The organism is Polaromonas sp. CG_23.6, from assembly GCF_029892315.1.
Classification (GTDB): Bacteria; Pseudomonadota; Gammaproteobacteria; order Burkholderiales; family Burkholderiaceae_C; genus Polaromonas.
Genome location: NZ_JARXUY010000001.1, coordinates 2,383,138 through 2,408,474, shown reverse-complemented (window position 1 = coordinate 2,408,474; position 25,337 = coordinate 2,383,138). Strand labels below are relative to the sequence as shown.

Sequence of the window (25,337 nt, the reverse complement as noted above, 5' to 3'; positions counted from 1 at the left end):
ACCCAGGGCCACACACGAGGCAGCCTTCACGGATGGACACCTGGACATCCGTGAAGGCGCCTGAGCAAGTAACCGGATTTTCCATTTGCCAGCCAGTGCCTGGACGCAAATAGCCGAACACCTCAGAGCCTGAAAATCTTCGAGTGAAGCAGGGAAACTGAATGGGCTTAGATGGCCCGCCCCAGCCGCGCCATGCCCTCTTCTATTTTCGATACGTCGGCTGTCGCAAAACTGAGCCTGAAAGTCGCCATATCGGGACTTGCCGCGTAAAACGGCGCTCCCGGCACGAAGGCCACGCCTTGCGCGATCGCCTTCCTGGCGAACTCAGCCGCGTCCTTTATTTTTCCGCCCTCGCCGGTCAAGCGGGCCCAAAAGAACAGACCGCCCTGCGGCTGGTCGAATGCTGCCGCGCTGCCCAGTTCACGTCTCAGGGCGGCGCCCATGGCGGCCGCGCGCTCGCCATAGACCTTTCGCACATTTGCCAGCGTCGCCGGCATGCGATCCGCCTTCAGGTATTGCGCAGCAGTGGCCTGCGCAAACGTGCTGGTGTGGGCGTCGCTGAACTGTTTGCACATGACGGCATTGGCCAGCAGCGCAGGTGGGGCAATCATCCAGCCAATGCGCAAGCCGGGTGACAACACCTTGCTGAGCGAGCCGCAATACGCCAGCAATTCACGGCAGCCGGGCACACTGTCGCTCAGGGCCAGCAAAGACGGCGGCGGCGCTTCGCCAAAGTAGAGGTCGCCGTAGGGGTCGTCTTCCACGATCAGCGTCTGGTGCTTCACGGCCATTTCCAGCACTTGCCTGCGACGCTCAAGGCTAAGCAGTGCTCCACTCGGGTTGCCAAAGGTTGGAATCAGGTACACAAATTTCGGCTGGTGCTTGGCAATCAGTTGCTCAAGTTCGTCGGGTTTCACGCCGTGCGCGTCGGTCGGTGCGCTGATGACCTGCGCGCCATACAGGCGAAAGCACTGGATGGTCGCCAGAAACGTCGGGCCTTCGACGATGACGGTGTCGCCGGGTGAAATCATGGTTTTGCCAAGCAGGTCCAGCGCCTGCTGGCTGCCGGTGGTCACGATCAGCTCTTGCGGCGCAACCGTGGCGCCCTTGCTGGCCATGAAGGTGCTCAGTTGCTCGCGCAGCGGCTGGTAGCCTTCGGTGGCGCCATATTGCAATGCAGCGCCAGGCTCTTCGTTCAACGCTTTGCAGCTGGCGTCCTTGATGCCTTCAATGTCAAACATCGCCGGGTCCGGAAAACCGCCGGCAAAGCTGATGATGCCGGGCTTGCCGAGCAGTTTGAAAAGCTCGCGAATGGCAGAGGTTTCGACGTTGTTCAGGCGTTCGGCAAATTGCAATGGCATGGTTCGGTCTTTGGGTGGAAATGGCTGTGAAGGCTTGGGAAAGGCGCTGAAATTGACGTGCTTCCAAAGCGCTGGCATGCATGGTACTGCGCTCACGGCTTTTTAAAAACCTGCCATCAGCCAATACCGGACTGAAAGCCCGTTTTAGATTCAACACAAAACCACCTTTAAAGCGCATTCAGACAATTAACCGTCTGATCGTCCTACACTTTGCCCCATGAAAACCAGAGACATTGAACCGTTCTTTGCCACGCTGAAAGCCGCCAATCCGATGCCGGTGACAGAGCTTGAATACACCAGCGTGTTTGAACTGCTCGCCGCCGTGCTGCTGTCGGCGCAGGCGACGGATGTGAGTGTGAACAAGGCCACGCGCCGGTTGTTTTCAGTTGCCAACACGCCGCAAGCCGTGCTGGACCTGGGGCTGGAAAGGCTGGAGGGCCACATCAAGAGCATTGGCCTGTACCGCACCAAGGCCAAAAACCTGCTGGCGACCTGCGGCCTGTTGGTTGGGCAGCACGGCGGCAAGGTGCCGCGCAGCCGCGAAGCACTGCAGGCCCTGCCCGGCGTGGGCCGAAAAACCGCCAATGTGGTGCTGAATTCGGCGTTTGGCGAAGCTGTGATGGCGGTGGACACGCATATCTTTCGCGTCAGCAATCGCACCGGACTGGCGCCGGGCAAGACCCCGCTGGAAGTCGAGCTCAAACTGCTCAGGCGAATACCCCCTGGCTACCTGGTCGATGCGCACCATTGGATGATTCTGCATGGCCGTTATGTCTGCATTGCCCGCAAGCCGCTGTGCTGGCAATGCGCGGTGGCGCCATGGTGCGATTTCAAGCCCAAAACCGCCGCCCCGCCAGTCTGAGGTTGGCAGCCCGGATCGTTGTCAGTTGCCTTGCCAGACCGGCCGCCGCTTGCCGACAAAAGCCGCCACGCCTTCGCGAAAATCCTCGCTGCCGTAGCAACGGCGAATCAAATCCTCATCGGCCGGCTGGTTTTGGCTCACCAGCCGGCGCAAGCCTTCCTTGGAGACACTTTGCGTGACCGGGGCCAGAGCGCACAGGCGTTCGCACAGGCTGGTTAGCGCGGCGTCAATTTCGCCAGCATCGCTGAGCTGCAGCAGAAACCCGCAGTGCAGCGCTTCATTGGCCTCCAACGTTTCCGCCAGCATCAGCATGCGCTTGACGCGTGGGATGCCAAACACGGCGGCAAGCCGCGCCAGGTTCGCCACCGACAGGCAGTTGCCCAGCGTCCGGGCAATCGGCACGCCAAAGCGCGACGTCGGCGTGGCCAGCCGGAAATCACAAGCGGTGGCAATTGCCAGACCGCCGCCAATCGCCCAGCCCTCGACAACGGCCACGGTCGGCATGGGCAGCGCTTCGAGCTTCTGGATGCACTGGTCGATCTGCTGTTCGTAGGCCACGCCGTCGTCGCCAGAGCGGAAGGTCGTGAACTGTTCGATGTCGGTGCCGGCAACGAACGCTTCACCGCCCGCCCCGCGAAACGTCACCACGCGCACCGATGCGTCAGCCTGCAACAGGTCGCAGATATGCCCGAGCCGCTCGTACATTGCCCAGGTCATGGCATTGCGCGCTTGCGGGCGGTCGAACACGACCGATGCCACGCCGTTTCGGATGTTCAGGTCAACGGAGCCGGCGTTCATGCCGCAAACGCTCCCTGCGCCGCAAGCTCGGCCTGGTCGTCAGCACTAAGACCCAGTTCAGACAAAACTTCGGCGTTGTGTTCGCCCAGCAGCGGCGGATGACGGCGCACCTGCTGCGGCGTGCCGGACAACTTCACCGGAAAACCGATGTTGGGCACCTTGCCTTCTATCGGGTGGTCAATTTCCATGCGCATCTGGCGTGCCCGCCCATGCTCACCTTCAAAGGCTTCCGGATAGGTCAGGATGGGCCCGGCCGGTATGCCGGACGCGAGCAGCAGTTCCACCCAGTCGTCTTTGGGGCGAAGGCGGAAGGTGCGCTCAAGTTCTTCTTCGAGCGCAGCCCGGTTGGCCAGTCGCAGTGAAATCGTGCCGAAACGCACATCGTCCAGCAGTTCCTTGCGGTCCATCACGGTGCACAGAAGGTGCCACAGTTTCTGGTTGTTGGCACCCATCACGAAATACCCGTCCGATGCGGCCATGGCCTGGTAAGGCGCAGTCATCTTGTTCGAGGTGCCCAGCGGCTCGGGCGGCTTGCCGGTGCCCCAGTAATCGCAGATGTCCCAGACCGAAAAAGCCATCGCCGCATCGAACAGGGCAGCATCAATGTACTGGCCTTCGCCGCTGGTCCTGGCCCCTATGTAGGCCGACAATGTCGCGTAGATGGCAAACAGCGCGCAGCCAATGTCGGCCACCGGCACACCCGCCTTGACTGGCAGACCTCCCGGATAACCCGTCACGCTCATCACACCCGACATGGCCTGCGCCATCAGGTCGAATCCCGGTCGGTCGGCCCAGGGCCCGGTCTGGCCGAAGCCTGAGATGCTGGTGTAGACCAGACGCGGGTTCACGGCCTTGATGTCCTCGTAGCCCAGGCCCAGACGCTTCATGGCGCCAGGCCGGTAGTTTTCAACCAGAATGTCGGCGTCTTTGACCAGTTGCAGCAGCACCTTGCGGCCGGCCCCTGACTTGAGGTTGAGCACAACGCTGCGCTTGTTGCGGTTCATGTTCAAAAAGCCCAGGCTGTCAGGCCCCTTCATCTTGAAGCCCATGGCGCCTCGCGTCTGGTCGCCGGTCCCAGGCGGCTCGATCTTGATCACGTCAGCGCCCATGTCGGCCAGCAGCATGCAGGCGAATGGCCCTGCCATCACCTGGCTGATGTCCAGCACCCGCACGCCAGCCAGGGGCAAGGGGCGTTGTGTGGTGCCGTCCCGGGCATTCATCACGCGTCGCCTTTTACATTCGCGTCCTTCACGACCTTGGCCCACTTCTTCGATTCGACCTTGATGAAGTCGCCGAACTTCTCGGTCGAGCCACCGCCATCCTCGGCGCCATATTGCTCGAATTTTTCCATCACATCGGGCATCAGCAGCACCTTGTTGATGTCCTCGTTCATGCGTTTGGCCAGCACCGATGGCAGCTTGCCGGGGCCGACCAAGCCATACCAGGTCGTGGCCTCAAAACCCGGAAAACCCGATTCGTCCATGGTGGGCACGTTCGGATGGCCCTTGGCGCGCTTCTGGCGGGTTTGCGCCACGGCAATCGCCTTGCCGCTTTTCACATGCGGCGTGGCAGCGGTCATGGTGTCAAAGCTGTAGTCGATCTGGCCGCCGATCAGGTCGGTCAGCATCGGCCCGGAGCCTTTGTACGGCACATGGATGGCGTCGATGTTGGCGGCCAGCTTGAACATTTCCAGGGCCAGGTGTTGCGCCGAGCCATTGCCGGCCGAGCCAAAGCTGACTTTGCCGGGGTTCTTGCGGCACAACTCGACCACGTCCTTGACAGTGCGCGCCGCCTGCCGCTCATTGCAGATCAGCAAGTTGGGCGTAACGCCCACCAGCACGACCGGGGTGAAGTCTCGCTCGACGCTGTAGGTCATCTTCGGTGTCAGTGCAGGGGCGATGGCGTGGCTGTTGATGTGCGCCATCAGCAGCGTTGTGCCGTCGCTGGGCTGCCTGGCCACATACTCGGCAGCAATCATGCCGGCGGCACCTGCCTTGTTTTCAACGATCACGGTAGTGTTCCACAAGGTTGACAGCTTTTGCGCAATGACACGCGCCAGGATGTCGGTGCCGCCGCCAGGCGCAAATCCGACCACGATGCGGATCGGTTGCGTGGGCAAGGCCTGTGCCCACAGCATAGGCGCGGCAAGGGTGGCGGCTGCGGCGCCGGTGGCGCTGATGAAGGTTCTGCGATGCATGGTGTTGTCTCCTTGAGTTTTGAATGAAATATGCTCTTGGCGCAATACCATCGGGCATAAGCAGCTATTACATTGATAGCGTTTTATGGTTTTTGCACTTGAATCGGCTCAAGCCGCCCTGCGCTCGGGCACGACAGCCGCATGGCTTGAAAAATAGTCCATCGCGGCCTGCACGCCAGAGCCGGACAGTTTCACGCCCGCCAGCTTCAGGCCCATTTCGCAGCCACCCAGCGCCGCGATCAGCGTCAGGTCGTTGCAGTCGCCCAAGTGGCCGATGCGGAACATCTTTCCCTTGACCTTGCCCAGGCCCGTGCCCAGCGAGCAGTCGAAACGCTCGTAGATGATCTTGCGCACCGCGTCGGCGTCAATGCCTTCAGGCACCATGACGCCGGTCAACACTGGCGAATAGAGAGCTGGATCGGCGCACTGGATCTGCAGGCCCCAGGCCCGGACGGCGGCGCGAACGCCCTCGCCCCAGCGCTGGTGGCGTGCAAACACCGCCTCCAGCCCCTGCGACAGCAGCATGTCGCAGGCTTCGCTCAGCGCGTACAGCAAATTGGTGTTCGGCGTGGACGGCCAGTAGCCGGTCTTGTTCATCTCGATGATCTCGTCCCAGGCCCAGAACGCCTTGGGCAGCGTGGCCTGCTTGCTGGCTTCCAGCGCCTTGGCGGACACGGCGTTAAAGCTGATACCGGGCGGCAGCATCAGGCCTTTTTGCGAGCCGCTGATGGTCACGTCCACGCCCCATTCGTCATGCCGGTAGTCGGCCGAGGCCAGGCCCGAGATCGTGTCCACCAGCAGCAATGCCGGGTGTTTTGCAGCATCCATCGCCTTGCGCACGGCGGCAATGTTGCTGGTCACGCCTGTAGAGGTTTCGTTGTGCACCACACAGACCGCCTTGATAGCGTGCCCGGTATCGGCTTTGAGCCGTGCCTCGATCTGGGCGGCATCCACGCCGTGGCGCCACAACTTGGCGCCGGGGTGGCGCATGACCTCGGTTTTCAGCCCCAGCCGGTCGGCCAGCTTTTGCCACAGCGCGGCAAAGTGGCCGGTTTCGTACATCAGCACCTGGTCGCCGGGGCTCAGGGTGTTGGCCAATGCCGCCTCCCATGCGCCCGTGCCTGATGCAGGATAAATGATGACCGGTTGTTTCGTCTGAAATATTTTTTTGATGTCGGCCAGCACTTTCAGCCCGAGCGCGGCGAACTCGGGGCCACGGTGGTCAATCGTTGGCAGGCTCATGGCCCGCAGGATACGGTCGGGCACTGGCGATGGTCCGGGAATTTGCAGAAAGTGGCGGCCGGTGGGATGAAAGTCAAGCGTCAGCATATTGAGGGAACTCCTGAAGTGTGTCGCTATTTTTTGCATACAAAATTCATTTGTCAACCAAAAATAATAAAATATATAGTTAATCGCTGTATGAAATATTTATTTTTTGCATACAAAATAGAAGCATGACAGCTGAAATCATTCCTATCCCCCGAGCCGCCCTGCATGAACAGGTGGCCCACCGGCTGCGACAGATGCTGGTTGAAAACCGCATTGCCCCCGGCGCCAAGCTCAATGAGCGCGAACTCAGCGAGATCCTCAACGTCTCGCGCACGCCGCTGCGCGAAGCCATCAAGATGCTGGCTGCCGAAGGGCTGGTCGAGCTGCTGCCCAACCGGGGCGCGATTGCCGTCGAGCTGAGCGAAACCGACGTGCTCAACACCTTCGAGGTCATGGCCGGTCTTGAAGCGCAGTCGGGCGAACTGGCCGCGCAGCGCATCACCGATGCCGAGTTGAATGAGATCAAGGCGATGCATTTTGAAATGCTCGCGGCCTACACGCGGCGGGACCTGACTGGCTACTACCGGCTGAATTCGGCGATTCACCTTGCCATCAACGCCGCAGCCAAGAACCCGGTGCTCATGGCGACCTACAACCAGGTCAACGCCCGCTTGCAGGCGTTGCGCTTTCGTTCCAACCAGAACGAGGAAAAATGGCGCGATGCCGTCAAGGAGCATGAGCTGATGGTGGCCGCGCTCAGCGCCCGCGATCCGGTTGCCATGCGCGCGGTGATGTCCGAACACCTGGCCCACAAGCTTGAAACCGTGATCCAGCAGCTGCGTGATGCCGCCGCTGCCAGCCGCCCTCCTTCACAAGCCTGAACCATGAATGCACCCCTCCCGCTCAAGATCACCCGCGAAGCCGCGAGCCATGCCTACGACGACGTGGCCCGCGCCAGCAATGAAGTCGCTGGCCGGCTGGCCGCACGGCTGGCCGCAGAAACGCAAGGCGAGGTGCTGTTTTCAGCCGCCGACCGGGGGCGTTACGCCACCGATGCGTCGATTTACCAGGTGATGCCGGTTGGCGTGTTCGTGCCGCGCACGGCGGCTGAGGTCAAGACCGCACTCGACATTTGCCGTGACCTGCAGGTGCCCATCGTCGCGCGCGGCGGTGGCACCAGCCAGTGCGGCCAGACGGTGGGCGCGGGCCTGGTCATCGACCACGCCAGGCATGTGCGCAACATCCTGAGCGTGGACGCCGAGTCACGTACCGCCGTGGTCGAGCCTGGCATCGTGCTGGACCATCTCAATGCGGCACTGAAGCCCCAGGGCCTGTGGTATCCGGTTGATGTCTCGACCAGCGCGCAGGCCACGCTGGGGGGCATGGCCGGCAACAACTCGTGCGGCAGCCGCAGCATCGCTTACGGCAACATGGTGCACAACGTGCTGGGTGCCACGGCCTGGCGTTCCGACGGCATCCTGCTGGAGCTGGGCCGGTATGACATGGCAGGTGGACCGGCGCGCCAGCTGGGCGACTACGTCAAGGCGATGTCCGATGCGCTTCAGCCCGAATTGCAGGCGCACTGGCCCAAGGTGCTGCGCCGGGTGGCGGGCTACAACCTGGACATCTTCAACAACCAGAACGAAAAGCCCTACACGACCGACGGTTCGGTCAACCTGTCGCACTTGCTGATAGGCAGCGAAGGCACGCTGGGCCTGACAAAGTCGCTGACGCTGCAATTGTCTGAATTGCCCCGCACCAAGGTACTCGGCGTAGTGAACTTTCCGACCTTCTACCAGGCGATGGACTCGGCCCAGCACATCGTCAGGCTGGGCGACGGCACGTTGACAGCGGTCGAGCTGGTGGACCGCACCATGATCGAGCTGTCGCTGCAAAACCCGGCCTTCGCGCCCACCGTGCGCACCGCACTGATCGGCCGGCCCGACGCCATATTGCTGGTCGAGTTCTCGGGCAATTCCAAAGCTGAACTCACACCCAAGATCAGGCAACTGGTCGAGCTGATGGGCGATCTGGGGCTGCCGGGCTCGGTGGTCGAAATGGTCGACGACGCACCGCAAAAAAACCTGTGGGAGGTGCGCAAGGCGGGCCTGAACATCATGATGAGCCTCAAGGGCGACGGCAAACCGGTCAGCTTTATTGAAGACTGCGCCGTGCCGCTGGTACACCTGGCTGAATACACCGACGCGCTGACAAATGTGTTCCGCAAGCACGGCAGCAAGGGCACCTGGTATGCCCATGCGTCGGTCGGAACGCTGCATGTGCGGCCCATCCTGGACATGCGCCGGGATGGGGCCTCAAAAATGCGCGCGATTGCCGAGGAAGCTTCGGAACTGGTCCGCCACTACAAGGGCGCCTACAGCGGCGAGCACGGCGACGGCCTGTGCCGGGGCGAGTGGATCGGCTGGCAGTTCGGCCCGAAGATCAACGACGCCTTTGCGCAGATCAAGCATTACCTGGACCCGTTAAACCTGCTCAGCCCGCAGCGCATCGTCAATCCGCCGAAGATGGACGACACGCGGCTGATGCGTTTTTCGCCCAGCTACAAGGTGATTCCGATCAAGACCGCGCTCGACTGGCGCGCCTGGGATGTGCAAAACGACCCGGTCACCGAGCAGACCAGCGCACCCGGCACGGGCGGCGACCCGGCGCAGGGGTTTGCCAAGGCGGTGGAAATGTGCAACAACAACGGCCACTGCCGCAAGTTCGACGCAGGTGTCATGTGCCCAAGCTACCGCGTCACGCGCGACGAAAAGCACCTGACGCGCGGCCGGGCCAACACCCTTCGCCTGGCGCTGTCAGGCCAGCTTGAAGGCCTCAAGGCAGAAGACGCCTTCACCAGCGAAGCGGTGAAAGAAGCACTTGACCTTTGCGTCGGCTGCAAGGGCTGCAAGCGTGACTGCCCGACCGGCGTGGACATGGCGAAGATGAAGGTCGAGTTTTTGCACCACTACAAGGGCAAGCACGGCTACACGCTGAAAGACAAGCTGGTTGCTCACCTGCCTGACTACGCACCCTGGGCCAGCCGCATGGCACCGCTGCTCAACCTGCGTGACCGCATTCCCGGCTTGGCATTGCTCAGCGAAAAAATGCTGGGCCTGTCAGCCAAACGCACATTGCCGCAGTGGAAAACGCGTACTTTTTTCAATACAGCACCCGTCAGCGCCACTCGCGAAGAAGTGCTGGCGGCCAGCCAGCCGGTGGTGCTGTTCGTTGACACCTTCAACGGCTATTTCGAATCCGACAACGCCAGTTCGGCCTTAAAAGTGCTGCAAGCGGCCGGCTACACAGTGCATGTAGCTACCAAAACCGTAGCAGACGGTAAAAGCCTGTGCTGCGGCCGGACCTTCCTGGCCAGCGGCATGGTGGACCAGGCCAAGGCCAAGGCCACAGAACTCGTCGCCGCGCTGCTCCCGTTTGCTGAAAAAGGAATCGCCATTGTCGGGCTGGAGCCGTCTTGCCTGCTGACGATGCGCGATGAAATGCTGGTGATGGGCCTGGGCGACGCGGCCCAAACCATCAGCGGTCAGGCACTGCTGCTGGAAGAGTTTCTGGCGCGGGAAGCCGCCGCCGGAAAGCTGGAAACACTCAAGGCCAAACTCAAACCAACGACGCAAGCCATCCTGCTGCACGGCCATTGCCACCAGAAAGCGTTTGGCGCAGTCAGCCCGATCATGGAGGTGCTCAAACTCATTCCGGGCGCAAAACCCGCGCTGATCGAGTCCAGTTGCTGCGGCATGGCGGGCAGCTTCGGCTACGAGGCCAGCCATTACGCAGTGTCGATGCAGATGGCCGAACTCAGCCTGCTGCCCGCCGTGCGCCAGCAGCCCAATGCCATCGTGGTCGCGGACGGGACCAGTTGCCGGCATCAGATCAGGGATGGTGCGCAGCGCGAGGCGGTGCATGTCGCAGTGCTGCTGGCGCAGCAGTTGCAGGCTTGACGCCAAGTGCAGACCGAAACACGATGGTTTTTATAGCCGTTGAAACCCTGCTGGATTGGGCTAAAAAGCTATTTTTTATATTGAATTCTCTGCCCATGCGCTCATCAGCATGGGCAGAGCCGGCGGTACCGGGGTTAGAACAGCAGGTTGGGCAGGAACAGCGAGATCGCCGGGATGTAAGTGACCATCACCAGGAACAGCAGCAGCACCAGGGTCCACGGCAAGGCGGCCTTGGCCACCTGCATGATCGACATCTTGGTGATGCCCGCGGTGACAAACAGGTTCAGCCCGATAGGCGGCGTCACCATGCCAATCTCCAGGTTCACCACCATGATGATGCCCAGGTGCACCGGGTCAATGCCAAGCCGGGAAGCAATCGGGAACAGGATGGGCGCCAGAATCAAAATGATGCCGGTGGGCTCCATGAACATGCCGGCAATCAGCAGCAATATGTTGACCACGATCAAAAACTGCCAGTCCGTCATGCCCCAGCCAATGATGGCCTCGGCAATGGTCTGCGGAATGCGCTCGGTCGTGAGCACATGCGCAAACAGCAGCGCATTGGCGACGATGAACATCAGCATCACCGTGACCTTGCCCGCCTCCAGTATGACGTGTGGCACTTTGCGCATTCCGATGTCGCGGTAAACAAACACCGCGATAAAGAAGGCATACACCGCAGCCACGGCAGCCGCTTCCGTCGGCGTGAAAATGCCGCCGTAAATACCGCCCAGAATGATGACGATCAGCAACAAGCCCCACATCGAGTCACGGCCGGCTTTAAAGATTTCACCAGTCGAGGCACGCGGCTGACGCGGCAAGTCGAGCATGCGGGCGCGTATGTAAATGGCCACCATCAGCATCAGCCCCAGCGTGATGCCGGGAATCACGCCTGCCAGGAACAGCTTGCCGACCGAGGTTTCAGTGGCCGCGCCATACACCACCATCACGATGGAAGGGGGGATCAAAATGCCCAGCGTGCCGGCATTGCAGATCACACCGGCGGCAAACGGCTGTGGATAGCCCGCGCGCACCATGCCGGCAATCACGATGGCGCCCACTGCCACCACGGTGGCAGGCGACGAGCCCGACACGGCGGCAAACAGCATGCAGGCCAGCACAGACGCCATGGCCAGGCCGCCGCGCATGTGCCCGATGCAGGCATTGGCAAAACGGATCATCCGCTTGGCCACGCCGCCGGTGGTCATGAACGCACCGCCAAGGATAAAGAAAGGAATCGCCAGCAGCGTGTAGTGCTCGGAGGTTTCGAACAGCTTGAGCGACAGCGAAGCCATTGAATCCTGGGCAAACATCATGATCGTCAGGATGGACGACAGTCCAAGCGCCACGGCCACCGGCATGCCCAGACCCATGAACACGAACAGCAAAAGAAACAGTGCAGCAATCGTCATTTTTGTACCTCGCCGTCCGGCTCGTCTTGTCTCAGCTTCAAGGCTTCCTTGGCTTCATCGCCCAGAAGATGCGCGTCTTGTCCGGTTGCCAGACGCCACAGCACCTGACTGAAACGGAACGCCAGCAGCAAGAACCCGACCGGCAAAATTGCGCGAGGAATCCAGCTCTGCACCGGCATGTCCTGCATCAGGATGCCGACGTCGTACATTTTCTGGACATACTGGAAACTGCCAAAAGCGACCAGCAGGGCATACAGGATGCACAACGCCGCCGCCAGCGAACCCACGACGCGTGCCGCCGTGCTGCCCAGGGACTTGACCAGCGCATCAACACCGATGTGGGCGCCGACCCGCACACCGTAAGACATGCCGATGAAGATCAGCCAGGCAAACATGACCCCGGTCAATTCAAGGGACCAGACAAAGTTGTAATTAAAAACGTAACGCCCAATCACCTGCATGAAGGTGATCAGCGTCATTGCCGCCATGAGGAAGGTGATCAAACCTTCCTCCAGATACTCAAGTAATCGCATGATAAAAAAAAGGCCTGCTTCAGCAGGCCATTCCTGTTTTACTTGTTGGACTTCAGGGCGGCGTCAATCAGGTCACGCCCGATGTCGCCTTCAAACTTCTTCCACACCGGCTCCATGGACTTGCGCCACACGGCCACGTCTTCCTTTGACAGTTTCTGGATCTTGGCCTTGCCGGCTTCAGCAATCTTCTTGCGGTCGGCTTCGTTGAAGTCGTTTGCGAGCTTGTTGGCATGCGCGGTCGCCTGGACCATGGCTTCGCCCAGACCCTTGCGGATGTCTGCTGGCAACCCATCCCACCACTTGGCGTTGGTGACCACCATGTAGTCGATCACGCCATGGTTGGTTTCGGCGATGGTCTTTTGCACTTCAAAGAACTTTTGCGAATAAATGTTGGACCAGGTGTTTTCCTGGCCGTCCACTACGCCGGTTTGCAAGCCTTGGTAAACCTCGGAGAACGACATTTTTTGAGGACTGGCGTTCAAGGCGCGGAACTGCGCTTCCAGCACGTCGGAAGCCTGAATGCGGAACTTCAGGTTTTTGACGTCTTCAGGCCGGACCAGCTTGTCCTGGTTAGTTGACATCTGCTTCATGCCGTTGTGCCAGTAACCCAGGCCACGCAAGCCGCGGTTCACCATGGAGCCCAGCAGTTCCTGACCCTTGGGGCCGGCCTGAAATGCATCGACGGCAGCAATGTCATCAAACAGGAAAGGCAGATCGAATACCTGGATTTTCTTGGTGTAGCGGTCGAACTTGGACAACGAAGGCGCAATCAGTTGCACATCGCCCAGCAGCAAGGCCTCGAGTTCCTTGCCGTCGCCAAACAGCTGCGAGCTGGGGAACACCTGGACAGTCACCCGACCCGGAAATTTTTTCTCCGCCAGTTCCTTGAATTTCAGGGCGCCCTGGCCCTTGGGCGTCTGGTCTGCCACGACGTGGCTGAACTTGATCACGATGGGCGCCTGGGCCAATGCAACCATAGGCATGGCGAGCGCGCCAGCCATGATGCCGACCGTGGCAAGCAACTGGCGGCGCATGCGATTTGCAATTTTCATCTTGTGTCTCCTGAGTCTCTAAAAAAAAAACGGCCAGCTCGAATGTCTGGCCCGCGGGGAAATGGTAATTCACAAAAGTGCTGAATGTCATGAGTACAAACCGCCATTCCGATTTAAAACGTTGATTTCACTTCTGCGTGCGGTCAGCCAGCCTGGTTATCGTCGCGACGATGCGCCAATGTGCGCTGCGCCAGAAGCATCACAGGCGCATCCACCATGCGGCCGTCCAGACTGAACACACCGCCGCCCGCCGCAGCAAAACCCGCCACCACACGCTGAGCCCAGTCAATCTCGGTGGCGCTGGGCGTGAACGCCGCGTTCACCACCGCCACCTGGGCCGGATGAATGCACAGCTTGCCGCCAAAGCCGCCGCGCCGGCCGCGCGCTGCATCTGAAGCCAGTTGCACGGTGTCTTGCGTGCCGGGCGAGATGCCGTCCACCGGCGCGGGCAACGCGGCGCGGCGCGAAGCCAGCACCAGCGCCAGCCGCACCGGCACCAGCTCGGACTCGTCGGCAGCGCAAGCCAGGCCCGCGTCGGCCTGGAAGTCGAGATGGCCGAACGCCAGCCGCAGCACCTGCGGGCAGGCGGCCAGCGTAGTGGCCGCGTCGAGTCCCGCCACCGATTCGATCAGCGGCAGCAGCGCGCATGGCCCTGCGGCGCGGGCCACGTCTGCCAACCCCGCCACCGACTCGGCCTTGGGCACCATGACCGCCCCGAGTCCCTGTGTGACCCATTCACGCACGCACGCCAGATCGCCGGCATGCCACGGCGTAGCCGCCGCATTGATGCGTACCAGCAAGCGGCCGCGTTGCGCCGGATTGAGCGACAGCATCGCCAGCAGCAACGCGTGGCGCGCCGCGTCCTTGTCGGCCGGGGCCACCGCGTCTTCCAGGTCGATGATCACCGCGTCAGCGCCCGAGGCCAGCGCCTTTGCAAAGCGCTCGGGCCGGGTGGCCGGAACGAACAAAAACGAGCGGGCGCGTGCGAGGTGATGCGTGGAGGTTGCAGTCGCTTCAGTCATCAGGCCTCCGGCAGCAACATGCCGACACGCGGCCATTGCGCCACCTGCCACAGGGAATCGACAGCCAGCTGCATTTCGGTCGGCGTGGCGCCCTGGCTGAAAGCCGCCAGGCGCAATGCCTTGGCGGTGAGTTCTTCGCGGCTCAGCGTGTTGCCGGGGTCGCCCTTGGGCTCGTCGACCCGGCCGTGCAGCACGCGGCCATCAAGGGTGTGCACCGTGACCTTGCCAATCCAGCGCTGCGGGTAGGCGGCATCGACTTCGGCGTCGAGTTCCATCGTGATGCGGTCGCGCAGGCTTTGGGTGGTGTCGTCGCCAAAATGCCGGTCAAACTCAACCAGGCCGGCATGGCCAAAACGGGCCACCAGCGCCAGCACCGTGCCCATGGAAAACTTGGACTGGTGCACGGTCGTGGGCCGAACCACCGGCCCCAGCACGTCAATAGCACCCTGATGCACCCGCGTGACGACACGCGCCAGGTCATCGACCCCAAGCTGGTTTTCCTGCATGACCTGCAGCAACGCATCGGCTGCCGGATGCGTATGGCGGCAGCTGGCGTGGTATTTGAACGAGGTTTCGGCCGTGGCCCAGCGCGTTCCCAGCCGATCGGTCAGGCGCGCGATATTGGCGTCGCTCGACATGCCGGCGGCCATGCCCTGCGGGCCTTCAAAAATCTGTGCCGCGCCGGTGAAACCGTCCTTGGCCAGGTAAGCCGACATCAGGCCGGCGGCGGCGGCATGCGCGGTGTGCAATTGCTTGCTGTCCGACGCGGTGCGCAAAAACTCCCACAGCCCGGCCGACTGCGTGCCGGCGGATCCGAAGGCATGCTGCATCTGCCGCGCATCGAGTTTCAGCAGATGGCCCACAGCAGCGGCAGCGGCCAGCGTGCCGGCCGTGCCGGTGGTGTGAAACACCTTGTAATGCGAGCGGCCAAGGAATTCACCCACGCGGATGCCCACTTCGTAACCCGCCACACTGGCGGCAAGCAGTTGCTGTCCACTGGCGCCCAGCGCTTGCGCCGTGGCCAGTGCCGCCGGAAACACCACCGTCGCCGGATGAAACACCGAGGCGTTGTGTACATCGTCCTGTTCGGCCACATGCGACGCGGCGGCATTCGCCATAGCGGCAAAGTAGGGGCTGGTGCGCGCCCGGCTGACCATCACCTCGGACGGGCCGGCTGGTGTGTCGCCACCCGGCACCGGCTGCGGCCCCATGGCGGCCGCAAAGCGCGTGATGCTGTCGACGGCCCGGGCGCCGTGGCCGGCAACGGCAGAGCCGAACCAGTCCACCAGCAAATCCTCGGTGCGGCGCACCACAGGTTCGGGAATGTCTTCAAAACGCAGGCCGGCGGCAAACGCAGCCAGTTCGGCAGTCGCATGGGTCATGGTGAATCCTTATGAGTCAAATAGGCTTTTTGCGCATACTGCACGGGCGCAAGCAGCTATTTTTTTGATAGCTTCTTAGCGTGATCGAATCACCCCAGGGCGGGAGGCGAGCTGCAAGCCTCAAATGGCTTGCGCCGCGCGCAATGCCGCAATCTGCGCATCGCCCTGCCCCAGCTCGCGCAGGATGGCCTCGGTGTGCTCGCCAACGGCGGGCACGGCATCCATGCGGTAGTCAAACGCGCTGTTGCGGCCGGGCGGCAGCAGTGCAGGAATGTCTCCAGCGGGTGAGCCGACATCCTGCCAGCGTCCCCGCGCCTTGAGCTGCGGATGCGACCACAGGCCGGCCATGTCGTTCATGCGGGCGTTGGCGATTTGCGCCGCATCAAGCCGGGCCTCGACCTGCGCCGTCGTCAGCGTGCTGAAAACACCGAGGATCAACGCTTTCAACGGCTCGCGGTGCTCGTTGCGATTGGCGTTGCTGTCAAAGCGCGGGTCGGTGGCCAGCGCCGCGTCCTGCAGCACGCCGGCGCAAAACGCCTTCCATTCGCGCTCGTTTTGCAGGCCCAGCATCACCGTGCCGCCATCACCCACAGCAAACGGCCCATAGGGATAAATGCTGGCATGCGACGCGGCGGTGCGCGGCGGGGGCGGCGCGCCGTCATAGGCGTAATACATCGGGTAATTCATCCACTCGGCCAGCGATTCAAGCATCGACACATCAATGTGCGAGCCCTGCCCGGTCTTGCCGCGCAGCAGCAGCGCCGACAAGATGCCGGTGTAGGCATACATGCCCGCGGCAATGTCGGCCACCGAATTGCCGGCTTTGCTGGGCGCCTCGGGCGTGCCGGTGACCGACAGAAAACCCGCTTCGCTCTGGATCAGCAGGTCGTAGGCCTTCTTGTCACGGTACGGGCCGTCTTCGCCATAGCCCGAGATGTCGCAGACGATCAGTCGGGGGTGCGCCTGACGCAGCGCCTCGAACGACAGGCCCATGCGTGCGGCAGCGCCGGGCGCCAGGTTTTGCACCAGCACATCGGCCTGGTCCAGCAGCAGCTTCAGCGCAGCCAGCGCATCGGGCTGCTTGAGGTCCAGCGTCAGGCTTTCCTTGGAGCGGTTGGTCCAGACAAAGTGCGACGCCAGGCCCTTGACGCGTGTGTCGTAGGCGCGGGCAAAGTCGCCGACGCCGGGGCGCTCGACCTTGATGACGCGCGCGCCCAGATCGGCCAGCTGGCGGGTGCAGAACGGCGCGGCAATGGCGTGTTCAAGGGAAACGACGGTGATGCCGTCAAGCGGTCGGGTCATGGCCATCCCTTAAAAGGAGCGCGGCATGCCCAGCACATGCTCGGCCATGTAGCTCAGGATCAGGTTGGTGGAGATCGGTGCGACCTGGTACAGCCGGGTCTCACGGAACTTGCGCTCCACATCGTATTCATTGGCAAAGCCAAAGCCGCCATGAAACTGGATGCAGGCATTGGCCGCTTCCCACGAGGCCTTGGCGGCCAGGTACTTGGCCATGTTGGCTTCGGCGCCGCAGGGCTGGCGGGCATCAAACAGCTCGCAGGCCCTGAAACGCATCAGGTTGGCAGCCTCGATTTCAATATAACTTTCGGCAATCGGAAATTGCACGCCCTGGTTTTGCCCGATCGGACGGCCAAACACCACGCGCTCGGTGACGTATTTGGTCACACGGTCGATGAACCAGTAGCCGTCGCCAATGCACTCGGCGGCAATCAATGTGCGCTCGGCATTCAGGCCGTCCAGGATGTATTTGAAGCCCTGCCCTTCCTGGCCGATCAGGTTTTCCTCGGGGATTTCCAGGTTCTCGAAAAACAGCTCGTTCGTTTCGTGGTTCACCATGTTGGGAATCGGCCGCACGGTCATGCCGGTTTTTTCGGCCAGGCGCAAGTCAACCATGAAGATCGACATGCCTTCGCTCTTTTTCTTCACGTCGGCCAACGGCGTGGTGCGGGCCAGCAAGATCATCCAGTCGGAATGCTGCACGCGCGAGATCCAGACTTTCTGGCCGTTGATGACGTAGCGGCCATCCTTTTTCACCGCGCTGGTCTTGATCTTGGTGGTGTCGGTGCCGGTGCTGGGTTCGGTCACGCCCATCGATTGCAGGCGCCACTCGCCGCTCGCAATGCGCGGCAGGTAGAGCTCTTTTTGCGCGGTCGAGCCATGGCGCAGCAGCGTGCCCATGTTGTACATCTGGCCGTGGCAGGCGCCGGCATTGCCGCCGCTGCGGTTGATTTCTTCCATGATCACCGACGCCTCGGCCAGGCCCAGCCCCGAGCCGCCGTATTCCACCGGGATCAGCGCGGCCAGCCAGCCGGCCTTGGTCAGCGCATCGACAAACGCTTCCGGGTAGCCGCGCTCATTGTCAATCTTGCGGTGGTATTCGTCGGGGAACTCGGCGCACAGCGCGCGCACTGCATCGCGGATTTCCTGGTATTGGTCGGGAGTAGTTTTGATCATGAACAGTTTTTAAATAAAAAAAATAAATCAGGCCAGCGCGGCAGTCGCCTGCATGGTCAGCCAGCCTTCGTGGTCCTGAGCCCACAGGCGAACGGTTTTTCCGTCTTCCGAGGGCTGGCCGTGGAGGGTGAACGGATGCAGGTCAAACGTCGGCCGCACCGCCTTGAAACTGAAAGACGTGATGAACGCGCCGGGTGCATGCGCACGCACCAGATCGACCAGCAGCGTGGCAATCAGCGGGCCATGCACGATCAGGCCTGGGTAGCCTTCGACCTCGGTCACGTACTTTCGGTCATAGTGAATGCGGTGGCCGTTGAAGGTCAGTGCCGAATAGCGAAACAGCATCACTTCGTCGGGCACCACGGTGCGCTGCCAGGCGGCGCTTGGCTCGGCCAATACCGGCTGCGATACCGGCTGTGGCAGCGGGTCACCGGGCTGGGTGGCGGCGCGGTAAACGATGTCATGTTCCTCGCGCAAGGCCAGGCCGCTGGCGTTGTGAACCTCATGCTTGACCAGCACGAACAGCAGGTCGCCCGTGCGGCCGGCCTTGTGCGTGACCGACTCAATGCGCGAAATGCGCTTGACGGCATCGCCCACCACCAGAGGATTGTCCTGCGACCACTGCAGCCGGCCACCGGCCCACATGCGGCGAGGCAACGGCACGGGCGGCAAGAAACCGCCACGCCGGGCATGGCCGTCGGGGCCAATCTCGCGCTGCAGCGGCTGCGGTACGAAATAAAGCCAGTGCCACAAGGGCGACAGCGCGAACCCCGGCAGCGGTGCCGGGTCGTCGCGGTCCAGCGTGGCCGACAGCCCGCGCACCGGCGCAGCGCTGATCTCGTCGATCAGGCTCTCGGTCTGGCCGACCCAGCCTTGCAAGTGCGCCAAGGTGGCGGAGTCCAGCGTGCGCGCGTCGTTGTTGAGTGTCATGCCCTGCATGATGGCGGGTTTTCAGTACCACGGCAATCTGCCATTTTAGAACCAAGCCTTCGTCAAAGCCGAACGCTGGCGCGGCATTGCGCTAGCATCGCGCCATGCAATTTGACCTGACCGACCTGCGCCTGTTCGTGCTGAGTGCGGAAGAATCCAACCTGACCCGCGCAGCGCGGCGCCAGAACCTGTCGCTGGCCGCTGCCAGTGCACGCATCAAGGCGCTGGAAACACAAACCGGTCTGCCGCTGTTTTACCGCGAAGCGCGCGGCGTGCGCTTGACGCCGCCCGGCGAAGCCTTCTTGCACCACGCGCGCGGCGTGCTGCGCCAGACCGAGCAATTACGACGCGATTTGCAGGCTTACAGCGGCGGCCTGCGCGGCCATGTCCGGGTGTTTGCCAACACCACCGCCGTGACCGATTTTCTGCCTGAAATCTTGCCGGGCTTTTTGGCGGCCAATCCGAATGTCAACGTTGATCTTCAGGAAAAACCCAACCCGGAAATTGCGCGCGGCGTGTTCGACGGACGCGCCGACATCGGCATCGTGGCCGGCCAGGTCGACACCCTGGGCCTGCAATCGCACCATTTCAGCACCGACCGGCTGGTGCTGGTCACGCCGCGCAACCACCGCCTCGCCAGTCGCCAGCGCATTGCCTTTGCCGACACGCTTGACGACGACGCCGTGGGCATGCACCAGGGCAGCACGCTGCAAACCTTTCTGGCACAAGTCACCGACAAGCTGGGCAAGCCGCTCAAGCTGCGCGTTCAATTGAGCAGCTTTGACGCCATGTGCCGCATGATTGGCGCAGGCGTGGGGGTCGGCATCGTGCCCGAGAGTGCTGCGCGCCGCAACCAGCACAGCATGAACCTGGCGCTGATCGAGTTAATCGACGACTGGAGTGTGCGCGAGCGTTACGTGCTGGTACGGGAAAGCGAAGCGCTGCCCGCCTATGCACAGTCTTTGGTCGAGGCGATCTGCGCGCATTACCAGCCCGGCAATGGCACCGGGCCGGATTGCGCGTCAGCACGGCTTGCGGCGGGCCCAGGCGTTTTGAGCTGACTTGACCCATCGGGCAATTTGCTACTTTTTCAATAGCTGATTACGCAGGCTGCACTTGCGGCAGAAGGCTTTTTCATTCATAAAAATCTTCCAGCCGCGCCGCGGGTCACCTCATTTGTCCGAGTTCTCGAACGACGCCATGTCGAATTCGCGTGACAGCGCAAAACTCGGCGCATTCTGACCCGAGCTGTTGGGTGTCGTGCATCCATGCCCGACCCACTGGGTGGGCGACTCGGTCCACCACATGCGGTAATACAGCCGTCCATTGGTGGCGTTGTCGCGCAGCCGGCTCCAGACATCGGCCGGCAACTCGAAAGCCGCCGGGTACAGGGCCGACGAGCGAAAAGGCGCGACTTTCCAGGAGCCGTAGAAATTGGTGTCGTTGCGCTGCGCGCTGTACTGGTCGGTGAAGTACCAGCTGTTGGTCGAGACCTCGACCGCGTAGTAGCGTCCAGCCCCCGGGTTGACCTGAAAGCGTGGCGCCGCCCCGTTGGCCGGAAAGGTGGTGGGCGCGGTGATGGCCGGCGTGCCGGTGTCACCGCCGCCACTGCCGGGCTGGCTCTGCGCCGTCAGGTCCATGCCGGGGGCGGACTGCGCATCGCTGTCGGGGGTTGTCACCTGGTAGTTGACCCAGGCGGTCGGGCTGGCCGTGCACCAGAGCCGGTAGTAAAGCCTTGACGCCCCCTGCCGCAGCCGGTTCCAGGCGTCCAGCGGCAGGGTGAACGAGTTGCCCTGGCGGAACGGCGCGACCTTCCAGGAGGCATAAAAATTATTGTCATTGCGCTGCCCGCCGTTGGCCGCACTGTTGAACAGGCTGGCATCGGTGGCGACTTCCACGGCAAAGTAATGGCTTGAGGGCACCGACACCGAGAAGCTGACGGGCGTGGCGCCATTGGTGAATGACGCGGGCGCCGAAATCGACAGGCTGCCGCCACTTCCCGTGCCGCCCGTGCCACCCGTGCCACCCATGCTGGCAGCGCCGATGGTGAACGGCTTTTCAGCATCGAACGCCGGGTTGGACACGCCGGTGCGGAACAGGTTGGGGGTCTGGTCCGACGGCATGCGTGCGACGATGGCCGAATGAAACTGCGCATAGCTGCCGCTGAAAGCGCCGCCGTTCCAGACTTCCTTCAGGCGCTGGGTGAACAGGCCGTTGGCATCGCCGTCGGACGACAGCTGGTTGTCCTGGCAGCCCGAGATCAGCGTGACGCTGGCATTGACCGCCGCGCGGTGCGTCCACTGGCTGACTTCATAGTTGGTCTTGTTGGCCAGGTAGTTGGCATGGACGGCGGCCGGATCAGCAGCGCGAATGCGCGGCGGCGCGTTCACCGGGCGGTCGTACTGCGCAGCGAATTCCGCGCTCTTGAACTTTTTCTGAAAGCTCATGACCCGCGCCACCGTTCCGCTGTGGCAGCTGTCAGACAGCAAGAAAATGCGCACGCCGGCGGCAAAGCCGGACCACAGCCCATTAAGTTCATCGTCCAGCAACTGGCGGTCCCACAGCACCCAGGTTTCATCCTTCCCGTCTGGCTCGTCGCCGGTCACATCGGTGATCTGCGAGCCGTGGCCGGAGTACGTGACCAGGCAGATGTCGCCCGCCGCCAGTTGGCGCGCCGCCTGGCCGATGACGCGCGTCACCTCGGCAGCCGAGGCCTGCGCGTCGGTCAGCAGGGTCGCGCTGTAACCGACCTGCGTCGCGATCTGGTACATGTCGCGGGCATCGTTGATGCAACCCGCAAGCTGTCCGTTCCATCCGTTGTAGGCATCCGGATTGACAAAATTCAGCCCGATATTGACAGCAATTCCTTTTGACATTTGAGCGCTCCTTGGGTTGTCTTCGGTTAGGCGGAAATCATGTCCGAGGTGATCGTGACGATGTTGCTGCCGGTCTGCATGTCCCAGGCGCGCCATGCCAGCATTTCCGCAGGCTGGCTGGCAAACACCTTGGTGAGCCGGAATTCAACCATGCGCGCCGCCAGGTAGGTGGTCAGCGGCAGCAGAAAATTGACCGCCCCGCGCCGGCTGTCCATGCCGACCCGGTAAACGCCCGGAACGCCCTGCAGCCGGGCGTCGATGTCCAGCCGGGTGAGCCCGTGGTTCTCATAATTGACGACATCGATGAACACCACGTTGCACTCGATCTCCTCGATCATCGCGCGGACTTCTTCAAGCGTCGGGTTGCCGTCAGCCAGCGTCACGCAATCGGCCTGCGCGGTGGTGTAGCCGGCAGGCGCGGCCACGTCGATCGACGCACCCGCCGCCAGCGACGCCTCGACCGGCACGCGGGCAGGCTCGCCCGGTCCGTTGAACAGGTACACATCCTTCACCGCCACCGAGCTTTCGATGTGGTTGGTCAATCGCAGCGTGTCACCCTGCGGCTGCAGGGTGATCGGGCCAGACAGCCAGGGCCCGGTGATGCGCCCCAGATGCACCGAAAGCGCCGACGTGACCACGCTGCCGTCTTCCAGCACAAAACGGGCGGTGCCGCCCAGGCCGGTGTTCTGGATCAGCGTCTTGAGCAGCAGCGCGCTGGCCAGATCGGTTGACAGCGCAGCATGCAAGCCTTCGGGCGTGGCCGATGTCGCGGCTTGGATCGGCGGCGTCGCGGTCAGGTTCCAGCTGAATTCAATCCGCTGGGCCAGCATGTTCGGCAGTTCGAGCACCGGGCTGGCAGATTCCAGCAGCAGCCGCCGGCGCAGGTCCTCGACATCGTAGGGGGAAATCGACGGGCCCAGCATGGCTTCGAAGCGGATGCGGTTGTTTTCCGGCTGGTCGGCGTCCAGCGCCGCATAGACGATCAGCGCCGGGCGGTATTCGCGCTCCGGTGTTCCGGGCGCGTAGCGGGTCACTTCAAAGCGCAGCGGCACCAGCAAAAAGCGGCCAGGCTGCCGAAGATTGCGAAACACGCGGTAATTTGGCCGGTTCAGCGCCACCACTTCCTGGTAGGTCAGCGAAGAGGCCTGGCCCAGGCGAAAAGCTTCGGCGCAGCCAATCGAGACCGTCGCTGCCGCCTGCTTTTCGCGGTAAAAGGCGCCCAGTTCGGCGCAGGAAAAAAAGGCGTCCAGCGACTGCTGGCGGATGCTGTTGCGCAGGGCATACTGAATCTTCTCGTTCAAGGCAATGGCGGCGGTCGAGCTGCTGATGCGTCCGGCCAGCGTCAGGTCGGGCTTTATGGTCTGCAGCGAACCCGGCCGCACCGCAAATTCGCGTCCGCCCGACACCACCCGGATGCTGTCGGCGTCGTCGCGCTGCCTGGCCAGCAGCACGGCAGAGGAAATCTTGCCGCCGAGCACCAGCGGCGGCCGGTTCACGACCGGTGCATAACCGGAAAACTGAAAAGCCACTTCCAGCCGCGCCGGCTCTGTTTGAAAGCCGGCCGTGGACAACGAGCCATAGGCGGTGCGGGCGGCATCATTCATCAGTTCCACCGTAGCCACCAGCCGGTTGCCTGAACGCACGAGGGAAGCCCGGCAGTCAGACCGCCGGAGTTGGCCGGAAACATCGTCAATGAAAGGCACGCTGAGCGTGACCGAAGGCTGCACCGGCTCGACCATCCGCGCCGTCAGGCCGGGGTTCGCAGACAATGCGGCGCGCGTGGCGGCAGACTGCGACATGTCCAGCGTGAAGCGCAAGCGCGCGCGGATGGCCGGCTGTCCCGAGGCGCTGGTGCCGATGCGTTCCAGGTCAAAAAGGAAGGGGCTGGCGTCAGGCGCTTCGCTGGCCGCAGGCCGGACCAGCGTGATGTCGGGCAAATACCAGCGCAGCCCGGCATTGTTCTTGTCGCTGAACAGCGGCGCGTTCAGGTCACCCAGAACGGGCAGCGACTCTGTTGCAAAGCTTGCCGTCAGGAAAACCGCTTCCGGCAGCAGGTAGTGCGTCAGTTTCGTGACGGCGGGGGTTGGAGCCGTCGAAGCCGGCTGCTGGATGCGGATCGCCTCGGCCGAGATCAGGTGCGCCGTCGCCACGGGCCGGATTGAAGGCTGCAGGGTCGCGGCCACAGTCTGAATCCTGTTGCCGGCGAGCATGGCGCCCATGCCGACAGACCCCCGGGCTGAGCGCGAGCTGCTGCGCGTCAAGGTGTCCAGCAAGGGGCCGCCCTGCAGATTGCCCGAGGGTCCGACCACACTGATGCAAGCCGCGCGATCCACCGCCGTCAGGGCATGGCCAAGAACCGCCTGAAGCGGGCAGTCCACCTCGATAGAGCGCAATCCGCCCTGGCCATTGCCTGTCTTCAAGCGAGCCGCTCCGGGCGCCGGACGGCGGCCCAGGAGAGCGCCGTCCTGGCTGGGCACCAGCAGGCCGTCGCAGGCGCGGCGAAAGTCGGCAAAAGCCTCAGGCGGCAGATTGCACTGGCCGAACACCTGTTGAAAGGCGTTTTCGCCCAGCGCGCCATCCACCGCAAGCGCCTTGAGCCGGTCCCACAGTTCGGCGGGGCAGAGGTTTAGCGCCACGCCGGACGCCGCTGTATCGGGACGGTAGTCGATGCGCGCTGCCAACGCCAGCGGACCCGGCACATCGTCAAGCGCATCGAGCACCGACAGCGTTTGTTCACGCGTCAGTGGCGTGTGCAGCGCCCCGCGCAGCAGCGGTGCATTCAGGCTGGCCACGGCGAAAGCCGGCTGTCCCGGCGCATGCAGCCACACCTGGGCCTGGCGCGCAAAGACCGGCCGGGCCGGATCGGGCTGTCCGGGTGCTGAAGGCAGCCGGTAGTCCAGTTCCATGCCAAGGTAGGCCGACATCAGCAGCGGGCGAATCGAGTCTTCACCGGCCATCGGGGCGCGCGACAGCAGCAGCACCAGGGAGAACTTTGGCGAGGTTTTTCCGGCCACCAGGCGCGGCACCTTCAGGATGCCGTGACGCAAGGCGTCGCCACCGCCGGGCATCTGAACAGATTCCGGAACCGGTTCAGGCATGGCCGCCCGCAACAGCTTTTGCGGCGGCAGGCGCGCCGCCGCAGAATCGAGGGTTGATGACATTGCCATAGAGCACCCCGCAAGGTAACGGGCCATGAAAGCCGGGCAGGC

19 protein-coding genes are annotated in these 25,337 nt (G+C 62.7%); 4 read left to right on the top strand and 15 right to left on the bottom strand.

The window, feature by feature from the left end; genetic code table 11:
• Positions 1–167 precede the first annotated feature (167 nt).
• The gene (locus tag H4V98_RS11355) at positions 168–1,355 is read right to left on the bottom strand and encodes a PLP-dependent aminotransferase family protein (protein WP_196863292.1); all 1,188 of its coding nucleotides are present in this window, start codon (positions 1,353–1,355) and stop codon (positions 168–170) included.
• A 223-nt stretch (positions 1,356–1,578) separates the two neighbouring features.
• Between H4V98_RS11355 and nth the strand changes: the two genes are divergently transcribed.
• On the top strand, positions 1,579–2,223 hold the full coding sequence (gene nth / locus H4V98_RS11350) for an endonuclease III (RefSeq protein WP_196863152.1): 645 nt from the start codon (positions 1,579–1,581) through the stop codon (positions 2,221–2,223).
• 21 nt (positions 2,224–2,244) lie between these two features.
• Here nth and H4V98_RS11345 read toward each other — a convergent pair whose 3' ends face one another.
• From H4V98_RS11345 to H4V98_RS11330, 4 genes are all read right to left on the bottom strand, one after another.
• Entirely contained in the window at positions 2,245–3,021 is a 777-nt protein-coding gene (locus tag H4V98_RS11345; protein ID WP_196863153.1) for an enoyl-CoA hydratase/isomerase family protein, read from the bottom strand.
• Positions 3,018–4,241: a CoA transferase gene (locus H4V98_RS11340; RefSeq protein WP_196863154.1), complete on the bottom strand. Its 1,224-nt coding sequence runs from the start codon at positions 4,239–4,241 to the stop codon at positions 3,018–3,020. The genes H4V98_RS11345 and H4V98_RS11340 overlap by 4 nt, the downstream gene beginning before the upstream one ends.
• Positions 4,241–5,218 (bottom strand): tripartite tricarboxylate transporter substrate binding protein, encoded by a 978-nt coding sequence (locus tag H4V98_RS11335; protein ID WP_196863155.1) that lies wholly within the window; start codon positions 5,216–5,218, stop codon positions 4,241–4,243. Before H4V98_RS11335 ends, H4V98_RS11340 begins: the two co-directional genes overlap by 1 nt.
• A gap of 108 nt (positions 5,219–5,326) precedes the next feature.
• Positions 5,327–6,547: an aminotransferase class V-fold PLP-dependent enzyme gene (locus H4V98_RS11330; RefSeq protein WP_196863156.1), complete on the bottom strand. Its 1,221-nt coding sequence runs from the start codon at positions 6,545–6,547 to the stop codon at positions 5,327–5,329.
• A 125-nt stretch (positions 6,548–6,672) separates the two neighbouring features.
• Here H4V98_RS11330 and H4V98_RS11325 point away from each other — a divergent pair, with 125 nt between their 5' ends.
• Positions 6,673–7,368 (top strand): GntR family transcriptional regulator, encoded by a 696-nt coding sequence (locus H4V98_RS11325; protein ID WP_196863157.1) that lies wholly within the window; start codon positions 6,673–6,675, stop codon positions 7,366–7,368.
• Between the two features lie 3 nt (positions 7,369–7,371).
• On the top strand, positions 7,372–10,446 hold the full coding sequence (locus tag H4V98_RS11320; protein ID WP_280757510.1) for an FAD-binding and (Fe-S)-binding domain-containing protein: 3,075 nt from the start codon (positions 7,372–7,374) through the stop codon (positions 10,444–10,446).
• A gap of 134 nt (positions 10,447–10,580) precedes the next feature.
• Here the strand turns inward: H4V98_RS11320 and H4V98_RS11315 are convergent, their stop codons facing one another.
• The 8 genes from H4V98_RS11315 to H4V98_RS11280 all read right to left on the bottom strand — a co-directional run bounded on the left by H4V98_RS11315 (position 10,581) and on the right by H4V98_RS11280 (position 19,252).
• Positions 10,581–11,858 (bottom strand): TRAP transporter large permease, encoded by a 1,278-nt coding sequence (locus H4V98_RS11315; RefSeq protein WP_280757509.1) that lies wholly within the window; start codon positions 11,856–11,858, stop codon positions 10,581–10,583.
• Complete coding sequence (locus H4V98_RS11310; protein ID WP_196863160.1) at positions 11,855–12,391, bottom strand: TRAP transporter small permease; 537 nt, start codon at positions 12,389–12,391, stop codon at positions 11,855–11,857. The genes H4V98_RS11315 and H4V98_RS11310 overlap by 4 nt, the downstream gene beginning before the upstream one ends.
• A gap of 38 nt (positions 12,392–12,429) precedes the next feature.
• Positions 12,430–13,443, bottom strand: a complete 1,014-nt coding sequence (locus H4V98_RS11305) for a TRAP transporter substrate-binding protein (protein WP_348535224.1) — start codon at positions 13,441–13,443, stop codon at positions 12,430–12,432.
• A 143-nt stretch (positions 13,444–13,586) separates the two neighbouring features.
• Positions 13,587–14,465, bottom strand: a complete 879-nt coding sequence (locus H4V98_RS11300) for a CoA ester lyase (RefSeq protein ID WP_280757508.1) — start codon at positions 14,463–14,465, stop codon at positions 13,587–13,589.
• On the bottom strand, positions 14,465–15,847 hold the full coding sequence (locus H4V98_RS11295; RefSeq protein WP_196863162.1) for an MmgE/PrpD family protein: 1,383 nt from the start codon (positions 15,845–15,847) through the stop codon (positions 14,465–14,467). Before H4V98_RS11295 ends, H4V98_RS11300 begins: the two co-directional genes overlap by 1 nt.
• 120 nt (positions 15,848–15,967) lie before the next feature.
• Entirely contained in the window at positions 15,968–17,149 is a 1,182-nt protein-coding gene (locus tag H4V98_RS11290; protein WP_280757507.1) for a CaiB/BaiF CoA-transferase family protein, read from the bottom strand.
• A gap of 9 nt (positions 17,150–17,158) precedes the next feature.
• On the bottom strand, positions 17,159–18,322 hold the full coding sequence (locus H4V98_RS11285; RefSeq protein ID WP_196863164.1) for an acyl-CoA dehydrogenase family protein: 1,164 nt from the start codon (positions 18,320–18,322) through the stop codon (positions 17,159–17,161).
• A 27-nt stretch (positions 18,323–18,349) separates the two neighbouring features.
• Positions 18,350–19,252: a MaoC family dehydratase N-terminal domain-containing protein gene (locus H4V98_RS11280; RefSeq protein ID WP_196863165.1), complete on the bottom strand. Its 903-nt coding sequence runs from the start codon at positions 19,250–19,252 to the stop codon at positions 18,350–18,352.
• Between the two features lie 104 nt (positions 19,253–19,356).
• On the opposite strand from H4V98_RS11280, the gene H4V98_RS11275 reads away from it, so the two are divergent.
• Positions 19,357–20,313 carry a LysR family transcriptional regulator gene (locus H4V98_RS11275; RefSeq protein ID WP_196863166.1) on the top strand — a complete coding sequence of 319 codons (957 nt, stop codon included), beginning with the start codon at positions 19,357–19,359 and terminating at the stop codon, positions 20,311–20,313.
• A gap of 111 nt (positions 20,314–20,424) precedes the next feature.
• On the opposite strand, the gene H4V98_RS11270 is transcribed toward H4V98_RS11275, so the two are convergent.
• Positions 20,425–22,128 carry a caspase family protein gene (locus tag H4V98_RS11270; RefSeq protein WP_196863167.1) on the bottom strand — a complete coding sequence of 568 codons (1,704 nt, stop codon included), beginning with the start codon at positions 22,126–22,128 and terminating at the stop codon, positions 20,425–20,427.
• 26 nt (positions 22,129–22,154) lie between these two features.
• A complete protein-coding gene (locus H4V98_RS11265) occupies positions 22,155–25,295 on the bottom strand; it encodes a hypothetical protein (protein ID WP_196868283.1) in 3,141 nt (1,046 codons plus the stop codon).
• Between the last annotated feature and the right edge of the window lie 42 nt (positions 25,296–25,337).

Coding starts and splice junctions, on each gene's coding strand:
- nth (WP_196863152.1), top strand. CDS start 1,579: ATGAAAACCAGAGACATTGAACCGTTCTTTGCCACGCTGAAAGCCGCC.
- H4V98_RS11325 (WP_196863157.1), top strand. CDS start 6,673: ATGACAGCTGAAATCATTCCTATCCCCCGAGCCGCCCTGCATGAACAG.
- H4V98_RS11295 (WP_196863162.1), bottom strand. CDS start 15,847: ATGACCCATGCGACTGCCGAACTGGCTGCGTTTGCCGCCGGCCTGCGT.
- H4V98_RS11335 (WP_196863155.1), bottom strand. CDS start 5,218: ATGCATCGCAGAACCTTCATCAGCGCCACCGGCGCCGCAGCCGCCACC.
- H4V98_RS11280 (WP_196863165.1), bottom strand. CDS start 19,252: ATGACACTCAACAACGACGCGCGCACGCTGGACTCCGCCACCTTGGCG.
- H4V98_RS11300 (WP_280757508.1), bottom strand. CDS start 14,465: ATGACTGAAGCGACTGCAACCTCCACGCATCACCTCGCACGCGCCCGC.
- H4V98_RS11340 (WP_196863154.1), bottom strand. CDS start 4,241: ATGAATGCCCGGGACGGCACCACACAACGCCCCTTGCCCCTGGCTGGC.
- H4V98_RS11285 (WP_196863164.1), bottom strand. CDS start 18,322: ATGATCAAAACTACTCCCGACCAATACCAGGAAATCCGCGATGCAGTG.
- H4V98_RS11275 (WP_196863166.1), top strand. CDS start 19,357: ATGCAATTTGACCTGACCGACCTGCGCCTGTTCGTGCTGAGTGCGGAA.
- H4V98_RS11290 (WP_280757507.1), bottom strand. CDS start 17,149: ATGACCCGACCGCTTGACGGCATCACCGTCGTTTCCCTTGAACACGCC.
- H4V98_RS11265 (WP_196868283.1), bottom strand. CDS start 25,295: ATGGCAATGTCATCAACCCTCGATTCTGCGGCGGCGCGCCTGCCGCCG.
- H4V98_RS11315 (WP_280757509.1), bottom strand. CDS start 11,858: ATGACGATTGCTGCACTGTTTCTTTTGCTGTTCGTGTTCATGGGTCTG.
- H4V98_RS11305 (WP_348535224.1), bottom strand. CDS start 13,443: ATGAAAATTGCAAATCGCATGCGCCGCCAGTTGCTTGCCACGGTCGGC.
- H4V98_RS11330 (WP_196863156.1), bottom strand. CDS start 6,547: ATGCTGACGCTTGACTTTCATCCCACCGGCCGCCACTTTCTGCAAATT.
- H4V98_RS11270 (WP_196863167.1), bottom strand. CDS start 22,128: ATGTCAAAAGGAATTGCTGTCAATATCGGGCTGAATTTTGTCAATCCG.
- H4V98_RS11310 (WP_196863160.1), bottom strand. CDS start 12,391: ATGCGATTACTTGAGTATCTGGAGGAAGGTTTGATCACCTTCCTCATG.
- H4V98_RS11345 (WP_196863153.1), bottom strand. CDS start 3,021: ATGAACGCCGGCTCCGTTGACCTGAACATCCGAAACGGCGTGGCATCG.
- H4V98_RS11320 (WP_280757510.1), top strand. CDS start 7,372: ATGAATGCACCCCTCCCGCTCAAGATCACCCGCGAAGCCGCGAGCCAT.